This is a genomic window from Saccharibacter floricola DSM 15669 (assembly GCF_000378165.1).
Classification (GTDB): Bacteria; Pseudomonadota; Alphaproteobacteria; order Acetobacterales; family Acetobacteraceae; genus Saccharibacter; species Saccharibacter floricola.
On sequence record NZ_KB899333.1, the window covers coordinates 264,357 to 276,173 of the forward strand.

10 protein-coding genes are annotated in these 11,817 nt (G+C 53.2%); 6 read left to right on the forward strand and 4 right to left on the reverse strand.

The window, feature by feature from the left end:
- Positions 1–51 precede the first annotated feature (51 nt).
- From rpsB to cls, 5 genes are all read left to right on the forward strand, one after another.
- Positions 52–837 (forward strand): 30S ribosomal protein S2, encoded by a 786-nt coding sequence (gene rpsB / locus F457_RS0101155; protein ID WP_018979295.1) that lies wholly within the window; start codon positions 52–54, stop codon positions 835–837.
- Between the two features lie 107 nt (positions 838–944).
- Positions 945–1,856, forward strand: a complete 912-nt coding sequence (gene tsf, locus F457_RS0101160; protein ID WP_018979296.1) for a translation elongation factor Ts — start codon at positions 945–947, stop codon at positions 1,854–1,856.
- Positions 1,857–1,952: 96 nt separating this feature from the next.
- The gene (gene recO / locus F457_RS0101165; protein WP_018979297.1) at positions 1,953–2,726 is read left to right on the forward strand and encodes a DNA repair protein RecO; all 774 of its coding nucleotides are present in this window, start codon (positions 1,953–1,955) and stop codon (positions 2,724–2,726) included.
- A 37-nt stretch (positions 2,727–2,763) separates the two neighbouring features.
- Positions 2,764–4,971, forward strand: coding sequence for a DNA topoisomerase IV subunit A (gene parC, locus F457_RS0101170; protein WP_018979298.1), 2,208 nt, complete (start codon positions 2,764–2,766; stop codon positions 4,969–4,971).
- A 40-nt stretch (positions 4,972–5,011) separates the two neighbouring features.
- Entirely contained in the window at positions 5,012–6,430 is a 1,419-nt protein-coding gene (gene cls, locus F457_RS0101175) for a cardiolipin synthase (protein ID WP_018979299.1), read from the forward strand.
- Here cls and F457_RS0101180 read toward each other — a convergent pair.
- Complete coding sequence (locus tag F457_RS0101180; RefSeq protein WP_018979300.1) at positions 6,427–7,071, reverse strand: endonuclease/exonuclease/phosphatase family protein; 645 nt, start codon at positions 7,069–7,071, stop codon at positions 6,427–6,429. The two genes, cls and F457_RS0101180, sit on opposite strands and share 4 nt — an antisense overlap.
- A gap of 129 nt (positions 7,072–7,200) precedes the next feature.
- Here F457_RS0101180 and metC point away from each other — a divergent pair, with 129 nt between their 5' ends.
- Positions 7,201–8,442 (forward strand): cystathionine beta-lyase, encoded by a 1,242-nt coding sequence (metC, locus tag F457_RS0101185; RefSeq protein WP_018979301.1) that lies wholly within the window; start codon positions 7,201–7,203, stop codon positions 8,440–8,442.
- Between the two features lie 7 nt (positions 8,443–8,449).
- Here the strand turns inward: metC and F457_RS0101190 are convergent, their stop codons facing one another.
- From F457_RS0101190 to serA, 3 genes are read right to left on the reverse strand one after another with little or no spacing between them, the layout of a single operon-like run.
- Positions 8,450–8,926 carry an MgtC/SapB family protein gene (locus F457_RS0101190; protein WP_018979302.1) on the reverse strand — a complete coding sequence of 159 codons (477 nt, stop codon included), beginning with the start codon at positions 8,924–8,926 and terminating at the stop codon, positions 8,450–8,452.
- Positions 8,927–8,958: 32 nt separating this feature from the next.
- A complete protein-coding gene (locus tag F457_RS0101195; protein ID WP_018979303.1) occupies positions 8,959–10,461 on the reverse strand; it encodes a YifB family Mg chelatase-like AAA ATPase in 1,503 nt (500 codons plus the stop codon).
- Positions 10,462–10,491: 30 nt separating this feature from the next.
- The gene (gene serA, locus F457_RS0101200) at positions 10,492–11,769 is read right to left on the reverse strand and encodes a phosphoglycerate dehydrogenase (RefSeq protein ID WP_018979304.1); all 1,278 of its coding nucleotides are present in this window, start codon (positions 11,767–11,769) and stop codon (positions 10,492–10,494) included.
- Positions 11,770–11,817: the final 48 nt, after the last annotated feature.

An 11,817-nucleotide genomic window follows, 5' to 3' on the forward strand; every position in this document is an offset into this window, starting at 1 on the left:
AAGAGGGCGTTGCCGTGCGGAGGACAAACCAGAGAATAAAGGTTGCTTATTATGGCAATGCCTCAGTTCACAATGCGTCAGCTGCTCGAAGCTGGTGTGCATTTCGGTCACCACACACGCCGCTGGAACCCAGCAATGGCGCCTTACCTTTTCGGTGTGCGTAACCAAGTCCACATTATCGACCTTCAGCAGACCGTTCCTTTGCTGGATCGTGCGCTGAACCAGGTGCGCAGCACCGTTGCTTCTGGCGGTCGCGTGTTGTTCGTTGGCACAAAGCGTGCTGCTGCAGAGCATGTGGCAGAAGCAGCGCAGCGTTGCGGTCAGTACTACGTCAACCATCGTTGGCTCGGCGGTATGCTGACAAACTGGAAGACCATCACAGGCTCCATCAAGCGTCTGCGTGGCATTGATGAGATGCTCGCTGGTGATACGACTGGTCTGACAAAGAAAGAAATTCTGGACATCACCCGTGATCGTGAGAAGCTGGAACGCTCCCTCGGTGGGATCAAGGACATGGGCGGCCTGCCAGACCTTCTTTTTGTGATCGACACAAACAAAGAGAAGCTGGCTGTTGAAGAAGCTAACAAGCTGGGCATTCCTGTGATTGCTGTGCTTGACAGCAACTCAGATCCAAAGGGCGTGACGTTCCCAATCCCGGGGAATGATGACGCGATCCGTGCGATCACAACCTATTGCGATCTGGTTTCTTCTGCTGTTCTGGATGGTATTTCCGCTGAACTCGCAGCATCTGGGCAGGATCTGGGTGCTTCTGAGGAAGTTCCAGCTGAAAGCCTCCCAGCTGAGGGTGATGCTGAGAAAGCTAAAGCAGAGGCGTAAAAGCCTTTCGGGCGTCTGACATGACTATGTCAGAATGTCTGTAGTATTATTGACCATGCGGTTGGGCGGAAGGCTCAACCGCATGGATTTTTTAAGGGGTGACAGAGATGGCAGAGATCACTGCAGCACTCGTGCGTGAAATGCGCGAAGCAACCGGCGCTGGCATGATGGATTGTAAAAAAGCGCTGACCGAAACCAATGGCGACAAAGAAGCCGCGATTGATTGGTTGCGTAAGAAGGGCCTGTCACAGGCTGCTAAGAAGTCCAGCCGCGTTGCCGCAGAAGGCTTGGTTGCTGTTGCGACAGCAACCAACAAAGCCGCTGTTGTTGAAGTGAACGCTGAGACAGACTTCGTGGCCCGTAACGAAGCTTTCCAGGCAGCTGTGCAGCAGATTGCTGAAGCCGCTCTGGAAGTTGGTGAAGATCTCGACACGCTGAAGGCAGCAAAACTGCCATCTGGTCGTACGGTTGCTGATGAGCTGACCCACTTGGTTGCAACCATTGGTGAGAACATGACGCTGCGTCGTGCACGCGTGCTGACGGTTCCATCTGGTGTGGTGGCAAGCTACGTTCATGGTGCGCTGCGCCCAGGTGTTGGTCGTATCGGTGTGTTGGCTGCTATTGAAGCCCCTTCTGAAACAGATGCGCTGGTGACGCTGGGTCGTCAGGTTGGCATGCATGTCGCAGCAACCCGTCCGACTTCACTCGATGTTGATGGCGTGGATGCCGACGCTCTTGAGCGTGAGCGTTCCGTTCTGGTTGAGCAGGCTCGTGCTTCTGGTAAGCCTGAAAATATCATCGAGAAGATGGTCGATGGCCGCATTCGTAAGTTCTATGAAGAAGTGGTTCTTCTGGAGCAGGTTTGGGTTCATGACGGTGAAAGCCGCGTGAAGAAGGTTATCGAAAAAGCTGGTGCAAAGCTGGTGGATTTCGTGCGCTTCCATCTCGGTGAGGGGATTGAGAAGCAGGAAAGCGACTTTGCTGAAGAAGTGGCAAAGGCTTCCGGCCAGAAGAAATAAGACCGCTGGTTTTATGATCTTTATGAAAAGGGCTCTCGCGTTTTGCGAGGGCCTTTTTTATTGTGACTGTTGCACAAGAAAGGAAGGGGGCTTTCTATGGTGGAGTGGGAAGATGCAGCAATCGTGTTGCGCACTGTACCTTATGGAGAGACCAGTCTTCTTGTTCATCTCCTCACTCAAGAGCATGGTGTATGGCGTGGCCTTGTGCGTGGGGGGATGTCACGCCGTCAAAGTGCGATATGGCAGGTTGGGACGATTCTGGCAGCACGATGGAAAGCGCGTCTTCCTGAAAATTTAGGTACGTTTACTGGCGAAGCGGTGCGGTCTTGCGCTGCTTCCTTGATGGAATCCCCTCTAGGGCTTGTATTGCTGAGTAGTGCATGTGCCCTGTGCAGTGAGGCATTGGCGGAGAAAGAAGCGCATCCTGCTTTGTTTTCTGAACTTGTGCGTTTGTTAAGCGAGGTGAGTGTGTCACCTGAAGCGCCGCCTATTGCCTCTTATATACGGTGGGAAGCTTTTTTATTGCAGGCCCTAGGTTATGGTCTTGATTTAACACGCTGTGCGGTGACGGGAGAGCGGGAGAAGCTTGTATTTGTCTCGCCACGAACGGGGCGTGCGGTGAGTGAGAATGGTGCAGGAGAGTGGCGTGATCGCCTGCTGCCATTACCGCCTTTTTTGCGTGATGACAGCGAGGGAGACCCTATGCAGTGGTGCGAAGGAGTGCGTCTAACAGGCTATTTCCTAGAACGTGCCGCTTTTGCATCGCATCACAAGCCGCTCCCATCTGCGCGGGAACGGTTTGTTACCTTGTTAGAAAGGCATGAAGAGGTTACGGGAAGAACTGGACAGACGTTACCAGAACATGGCTAATTAGGCATGTTTCCACCGACAGTAAGTAGGAGATCCTATGGCGGGCGATTTGGCCGGGCATGTGGAAGATACGAGATTAGCAGAAGCGCTCAGTGAGCGGTACATCGCTTATGCTATGTCGACCATTACATCGCGCTCTTTGCCCGATGTGCGTGATGGCTTGAAGCCTGTCCATCGACGTTTACTGTACGCGATGCAGCAGTTGCGTTTAGACCCAACGTCTGGGTTTAAGAAATGCGCACGCGTTGTCGGTGATGTGATCGGTAAATTCCACCCTCATGGTGATGCTTCTGTTTACGATGCGCTCGTGCGTCTAGCGCAGGGTTTTGCTGTGCGTTATCCGTTGGTGGAAGGACAAGGTAATTTCGGCTCGGTTGATGGCGATGGCGCAGCGGCTATGCGGTACACTGAAAGCCGTTTGACCGAGACGGCCCGCATTATGCTGGACGGACTGAAAGATAATGCGGTTGATTTTCGCCCAACCTATGACAATGAAGATCAAGAACCGCTCGTTTTGCCGGGTTTATTTCCCAATCTTCTTGCTAATGGCGCAGCGGGGATTGCTGTGGGGATGGCAACCAATATTCCCCCTCATAATGCCGCAGAGATTTACCGCGCCGCGCGTTTATTGATCGAGAAACCAGAGAGCGATACCGCTGCTTTGGTGGAATTGATGCCCGGGCCTGATTTCCCAACCGGTGGAATCTTGGTTGAAGATCGTGCGGCTGTCTTAAAAGCGTATGAGACAGGGCGTGGGAGCTTTCGCACGAGGGCACGGTGGGAGATTGAAAAAGGCCGCGCTGGAACGTGGAGCATTATTGTTACGGAAATTCCGTATCAGGTGCAGAAAAGCAAGCTCATTGAGCAGATCGCTACAGCGATGGAGCAGCGTAAATTGCCGTTGCTTGCTGATGTGCGTGATGAAAGCACCACCGATATTCGGCTTGTTTTGGAGCCTAAGAGCCGTAATACAGACCCTGACGTGTTGATGGAAACGCTCTTCCGCAATACGCCGTTGGAAAACCGCTTTAGCCTGAACATGAATGTGTTAAGCCAAGGTCGTGTACCGGGCGTACTCTCGCTTAAAAGCGTTTTGCAGGCTTGGCTTGAGCATGTGCATGAGGTGCTGATCCGTCGTTCACAGCATCGTTTGGATGCCGTGTTGAAGCGGTTGGAGATATTAGATGGGTTTCTCAAGGTTTATCTGAATCTTGATGAGGTCATTCGTATTGTTCGCGATCATGATGAGCCGAAAATAGGCCTGATGAAAGCCTTTGACCTGAGTGACCTTCAGGCTGAGTATGTGCTCAACATGCGTTTGCGTTCTTTGCGCCGGTTGGAAGAAATGGAAATTCGGCGTGAGCGTGATGGTCTTGGTAAAGAGCAAGCATCGCTGGAGCGCCTTCTCGGGTCGGAAAAGAGGCGTTGGAAGCGTATCAGTGATGATCTGACACGTATGGAAGCGACATTTAGTGAGGGGCCTTATAGCGCGCGACGCACGACGATTGCAGATGCACCCGTGGCTGTGGATACGTCAGCCGCTCTGGAGGTAGAGCGTGAGCCGCTGACGGTTCTGCTGTCTCGTAAAGGATGGATCAGAGCTATGAAGGGGCATGGGCTTGATCCGGCAGGGCTGCGCTTTAAGGAAGGCGATGGGGCAGACTTTATCGTGGAATGTCAGAGTACAGACCGCTTGTGCTTGATGGCCAGTGGAGGACGAGCTTTTACGCTGAAAGTGGCTGACCTGCCGCGTGGGCGTGGATTTGGCCAGCCTGTACGAACCCTTGCTGACCTTACGCAGGAGGATCATCCAGTCGCATTGTTCGCGGCCGGCGATGAAACTGGGCGGTGTTTTTTGGTAAATTCAGCTGGGCGCGGGATGATCGTCCCCGTAAAGAGCTTGCTGGCCGAAAAGCGTACGGGACGGCAAGTCTTTAACCTTAAAGACGGAGAGCAGGTTAGCTTCTGCATACCAGCGGTTGGGACGCATGTTCTATGCCTCACTGCTCATAAACGCGCGTTGATTTTCCCGCTGGATCAGGTCAGTGAGGTTAATCGTGGGAGCGGTGTTGTGCTGCAAAAACTGAGCGGAAGCACACTCAAACAGGTACGTCTCTTTTCCCTAGAGGAGGGGCTTATTTGGCGTGAGGGACAGCGTAAGCGCGCACTAACAGATCTTGAGCCGTTAGTGGCCCGCCGCGGAACAACGGGCCGCGTTGCTCCACAATGGATGCTGCGCAAGTAAGGCGGTTGTTCGGTATTATTGAGACAGTAAGGGGAGCTGCATGCACCATTTATTCTCGTGGGCCTTTTTGTTGGGGGCTGTGCATGTTGCACTCTCGATTACGGTTACGCTGCATGTTCTTCTGACAAAGCGAGATACGGCTGCAGCAACGGGATGGATCGGTATTTGTTGGTTCATGCCCTATATGGGTAGTTTGCTCTATTGGCTCTTGGGCATTAACCGTGTTCACCGGCGCGCACGGCAGCTCATGGATGATGAGACGCAGGAGTTCTCGGGGAGACTCATGCAGTTTCATCATGAAGGGCAGGTGAACTTTAAGCCGCTCGTCCGTATGTTGGATCGTCTAACAGAGCAACCTTTACTGCGCGGGAATAAGGTGAGCTGTCTTCATGATGGAGACGACGTTTATCCCTTGATGCTTCAGGCGATTAATCACGCGAAGCACTCCGTGCTGCTCTGCTCATATATCTTTCGGGATGATGCGATAGGCGAACGCTTCGCGGCGGCTTTAATAGAGGCCCATCGTCGTGGGGTTGAAGTACGTGTTTTGGTTGACGGTGTCGGCAGTGGGTATCTTGTCAGTAAGATCTATAATCGCCTCCGTCGTAATGATGTGCCTTGCGCGCGGTTTATGCATTCATTTTGGCCATGGCGCACGCCATTTATCAATTTACGCAATCACCGCAAGATTTTAGTGGTCGATGGGCAAATTGGCTTTATGGGAGGGCTTAATATTGGGGAGGAAAATCTTCTCAAACAAAAGCCGGGCCGTCGTATCCCTGTCTCCGATACACATTTCCGCCTTTCAGGCCCTGTCGTCTCTCAACTGACAGAGACATTTGCGCGGGATTGGTCTTTCACGACGGATGAAGACCTCAAGGGCCGTTATTATTTTCCCGAGCCGGTTGTTGAGGGAGATGTCCCGATCCGCGTAGTGACATCAGGCCCTGATAATGATGATGAGAAGATCGAATATACGATCCTACAAGCGATTATTCTCGCGCGGCATCATGTATGTTTCATGACGCCTTATTTTGTTCCTGACAGCCGTTTTACGATGGAACTTGGCTTAGCAGCTCTGCGCGGTGTTCAGGTGGACATTGTTGTACCGCGCCGTAGTAATCATCCCCCGATTGATCATGCGCGTGACGCAGGGTTGCAACGTCTCGTTGAAGTTGGATGTCATGTATGGATGGGGGAGCCGCCCTTTAACCACTCCAAGCTGATGACGGTAGATGGGCAATGGAGCTTCGTTGGGAGTGCGAATCTCGATCGACGTTCTCTACGCTTGAACTTTGAGATCAATGTTGAGGTACATGACCCTAAAACAGCCCAGTATCTTGAAGCGTTCATGGAGCAACACCACCATCATCGCGTTACATTGGATGAAATTGTCGCGTGGCCTTTATGGAAGCGCCTGCGCGATGCGGCGTTGCGGCTCTTTTTGCCTTATCTCTAAAGAATGGGAATAGGCGAGAGATGGACAGAAATAGGGTGGTGATCAGAGCCGAAGCGGGGATAGGCACGCGTTTTTAATGGTGTAAAGCCGCGCACTAGGCAACGATCCAGTCGGAACGGGACATAATTGAGCATATGATGAGTGGTTTCGCGTGGGCCAACATCATGAAAGGTCGGTAAAAGCGCCGGCCCAACAATGTTAAAGTCCCCCATAATGACGGCGCGATGGTGTTGATGGTCACCAATAAGGCGAAGTTGCCGGCGGTTAAGAAGTTGCCCGTGGGAAAGATGAACATTTGCTATAGAGAAAGGGCCAAAGCGGCCTTCAAATGTCATAAGCTGTGCTGAGCGTTGGATAATCAAACCCGGTGGAAGCGGATAGAGTTGTGGTGCCGTTGAGAAAGGCAAGCGACTCCAACATGCCGTACCGTGGACTCGTCCGGGGAGAGCCACTCGAGAATAATAACCACCGACGAGGTCAGGCAGTCGATCCATTAATACGCGGGCTTCCTGCATCAATAAAATATCAGGCTGTGTCATGCGGAGAAGCAGGCGAATATCTTCCAGTGTAGCGCCATCTTCATGAAAAAGATTCCAGCTCACAAGACGTAATGACGGTGATAAATCAGGAAGGGCGTTCATAGAGTGATTAATGGCCTGTTGCGGGAATAAGAACGATAGATTATCGGAGAATATGGGCCGTTTCTCAATGAAGCGCAAAGAAAAAAGTCCACTTAACACTGATGACCAGCACGAAAGAGTTCTTTGTTTATGGCGCAAGAAGAAGGCCGCACCGGTGCGCAACACAACGCCCTCTCGCATACTATTGGGGCTGGTTGGCGTGAATTGGCGACATTTTTAACCCATACAGCACGGCCCGAGCCGACAGCTGAAGGGCGGTTTGTCAATTATGGGGTGGAACGCGGTTCGACCGTTTTATTCCCGACTATTGCTGACCTCAATAATGATGGAGATAAAGCGCATAACCATCAGCTTGTTTATGGTGCGATGGGAAACCCCATTCAGCATGAGCTTGAAAAGCTGCTCGCTGAGCTTGAAGGGGGAACGCATACACAGGTTGTGGGGTCAGGGCTTGCGGCGTGCACAGTGCCTTTACTTGCGTTTTTAAACGCTGGAGATCATTTACTCCTCCCAGATTCGGTATATGGGCCAACGCGGCGTTTTGCCCGGCGTTTTTTGACGCGGTTTGGGGTTGAGACGACGTTCTATCCACCCATGGCTGATGAACAAACGTTACAAGGGCTGGTAACGTCCAAGACAGCGATTATTTTTGCGGAAAGCCCCGGCAGCCATACGTTTGAAGTGCAGGACATTCCCATGATTGCGCGTGTCGCTCACGAGCATGGAGCTCGGCTTTTGCTGGATAATACCTGGGGGATTGGGGCCTTTAAGCCATTTGAGCATGGTGTGGATGTGTCTATCCAAGCGCTAACGAAATATCCGTCTGGTCATTCCGACGTCATTATCGGAGCAGTGACGGTGGCGAAGGAGGAAGACTGGCTGCCGTTACGTCATGCTGCCATTGAAATGGGCGAATGTGCGAGTAGTGATGATTGCTGGCTTACCTTACGGGGTTTACGCACGATGGCGCTGCGGTTGGAGCGGCAAGCGGTCTCTGCTTTAGAGGTGGCGCACTGGTTTAAAAACCGACCTGAAGTGGTACGTGTGCGCCATCCTGCTTTTCCTGAATGTCCCGGTCATGAATTTTGGAAGCGAGACTTCACGGGGGCTAGCGGACTGTTTGGTGTTGAGCTGCGCTCCGACATCACGGTGGAGGCGATGCAGCGGATGATGGATAGGCTGACGCTGTTTGGTATTGGTGCGAGCTGGGGCGGCTATGAAAGCTTAATCCTCCCAACAACGGGCGGGGTAACGCGTAATGATACGGGTGGCCTGCCAGAGGGCGCGGCCTTCCGTATTCATATCGGGTTGGAAAATGTTGCTGACTTAACGCGTGACCTTGAGCAGGCGTTCCATCATCTAACAGTGTAGCAGCGCGTCATTCGCTTTCGTCCTGTGCGTTGGCCGAGGCAGCAGGAGCATGTTGGTTTAGCCACCGCACGACGTAACGAAGTAATGTGTTGGCGAGAAGGATGAAGACGGTCAGTAATGCGGCTTCGGCAATCATGTCGGAGCCGGCACAGGCGCCAATGGCGGCGGAGCACCATAGAGTGGCGGCCGTGTTAAGCCCGCTGATTGTGCCGCCATCTTTCATAATAACACCAGCGCCTAAAAAGCCGACGCCTGAAACGACGTAAGAAATAACCCGTATGGCCGAGTTGGCATCCCCCAGATGCTGGGCAAGGTCAACAAAAGCTGATGCGCCAAGGGCAACGAGGGCATGGGTGCGCAGGCCAGCCGTACGTTGGCGAAGCTGGCGTTCGACGCCAATAAGGGCGCCGAAGGTGAAGGCTGAGAGGTAACTTCCGAACGTATCGAGAAAAGATTGTGGGTCAAATGTATGGGTAAAATGCATAGGCAGAGCATCCCCAGCGTCGTTGCTGTGTTTTAGAGCCGATAGCTGAGAGCTTCGGCTGCGTGATGACGTTGCACCGTCTTGCTGCCTTCTAAATCAGCAATAGTGCGTGACACACGAAGAAGACGAATCATTCCACGGTTGGATAACCGTAAACGGGTTGCCGCTTGTTCCGTCAATGACAAAGCGTCTTCATCAATAGAAAAATCTTCCGGTGCGGCTTGGGCGTTACAGCAGTCCTGACGCTTGAGCTGACGGGCGCGTGCTTTTGTTACGCGTGCACGCACAATCTCGCTCGCTTCTCCCTTGGGGGAGCGGTTCAGTTCAATCGGTGAGAGAGGGGTGATCTCAACACGGAGGTCGATGCGGTCAAGCATAGGGCCAGAGATGCGGGCGGTGTAATCATCTGCGCAGCGCGGCGCTTTACGGCAGGCGCGCTCTGAATCGCCTAGATAGCCGCATTTGCAGGGATTCATCGCCGCGATAAACTGGAAACGTGCTGGATATTGCGTGTGATGGGCCGCCCGTGAAATCGTAATCTGCCCCGTTTCCAGTGGTTGACGGAGTGATTCGAGGCATGAGCGTGAAAATTCGGGGAGTTCGTCTAGGAAGAGAACCCCATGATGGGCGAGGCTGATTTCTCCGGGGCGCGCTTTTTGCCCACCACCCACTAAGGCGGGAAGGCTCGCACTATGATGTGGTGCGCGATAAGGCGGACGAGAGATGAGGCGTCCATTATGGAGGAGGCCGCTAATGCTATGAATTTGGCTGGCTTCAAGCATTTCCCGATGTGTAAGGTCAGGAAGAATGCTGGGCAATCGGCTCGCGAGCATGGACTTGCCGGCACCCGGTGGCCCGCTCATGAGAAGGGAGTGCCCGCCAGCAGCGACGATCTCAAGGACACGTCGTCCGGTTTCCATCCCTTTAATATCGATGAGATCAGGCCCGTAATCGGGCTCATGCACGACAGGGTCTGAGATAGGGGTAAGGACTTGCTCGCCGCGGCAATGAGCGATCAGAGCGCTGAGGGAAGGTGGCGTGATGATATCAATATCAGGGTGCCCCCACCGGGCTTCAGCTCCCTGTGTCGGTGGGCAGATAAGCCCAAGTTCCATCGAGGCCGCCGTAATGGCGGCACAAAGAGCGCCATGTGTTGCGTTGATCTTCCCATCAAGAGAGACTTCACCAATAGCAGCATAGTGAGCAACGCTATCAATGGAGAGTACCCCCATCGCGACAAGGAGGCCGATCGCAATAGGAAGATCAAAATGTGCGCCTTCCTTGGGGAGATCAGCAGGGGTTAGATTGACCAAGATCCGCTTTGGCGGAAGGGCCAGGCCCATAGAGGAAAGAGCGGCACGCACACGTTCGCGGGCCTCTCCAACCGCTTTATCGGCCATGCCGACGACTAAAAAGGAGGGTAACCCGCTGGCGACATGAACCTCTACGGTCACCGGAACCGCATCAATCCCGACAAAAGCAAAGCTTTGAATACGGGCAAGTTGAGGGGCGGTGGGCGGCGGCGATGTGGTCATGTGTCTGCGGGTTTCCTTTTTTAGTAGATGTTAATCCTGTTGGGAGACAGGATGGATCAAACGAGCACGCAAGGTGCCTTCTAAGGAACGCAGCTTGGTGAGCAGCTCGTTTTCAAGTGCGCTTACATCCCTGCCTTCATGCGGCTCAGCTTCAGCGACGACATAGCCGAGCTCACCATCCGTCTGTAGGAATTGTGCTGTGAGGTTACAGTCAGCTTCTGCGAAAATATCGTTGATCTGCCGCAAGAGGCCCGGGCGGTTTTCGTGCACATGCATAAAGCGCATACCACCGGGACGTTCGGCAAGCTGAACCTGTGGGAAGTTGACAGCGCCGATGGTGGAGCCAATGTCGGAATACTCCACAAATTTTGTAGCGACTTCGACACCGATACGCTCTTGAGCCTCCATGGTGGAGCCCCCGATATGAGGGGTCAGCAGGACATTTTCGAGGCCCTGAAGAGGTGTGGAGAAGCGTTCTTGTGCGCTTTTTGGCTCAACAGGGAAGACGTCAATAGCGGCTCCCATCAGGTGGCCATCTTTCAAAGCGCCAGCGAGTGCGTCGAGATCCACCACTGTGCCACGAGCATTGTTGAGGAAGATGGAGTTCGGCTTCATAGCGCGAATTTCGGCTTCCCCGATCATGTTCTTTGTGTCTGGTGTTTCTGGCACATGCAACGTCACGATGTCTGACTTTGCGAGAAGTTCTTCAAGGCTGCCGACGGCTATCGCATTCCCATGTGGAAGGCGTGGCGCAATGTCATAGTAAAGAACGGTGAGCCCGAAGGATTCGGCCAGCACAGAAAGCTGAGAGCCGATAGAGCCATAGCCAACGATACCAATCGTTTTACCGCGTACCTCCCATGCGTTAATGGCTGATTTTTCCCAACCACCTTGATGGCAGGCATCAGAACGAGACGGAATGCGGCGAAGCAGCATCACAATCTCGCCCATCACGAGTTCAGCAACAGAGCGGGTGTTGCTGAAGGGGGCATTAAAGACGGGGATCCCCGCCATACGGGCTGCATCAAGATCGACTTGATTAGTACCGATACAAAAGCAGCCAATCGTCATGAGGCGGTTAGCAGAATTGATAATATCGGCTGTTAGGCGTGTGCGGCTACGAATGCCCACCATATGCACGCCTTGTAATGCTTCTTTAAGGGCATCTCCTTCGAGAGCTCCTTTAAGGCGTGTGACCTGAGCGTAACCGTGGCGCTCAAGATAGTTCACAGCACTGTCATGGATGCCTTCGAGCAGCAGAATGCGGATTTTGTTTTTAGGGAGAGAAAGCCGACGAGAAGAGCTCATAGCGCGTATCCTTATCAGGGCCCGAAAGCCCTTCTAGGTCTGAAGAGA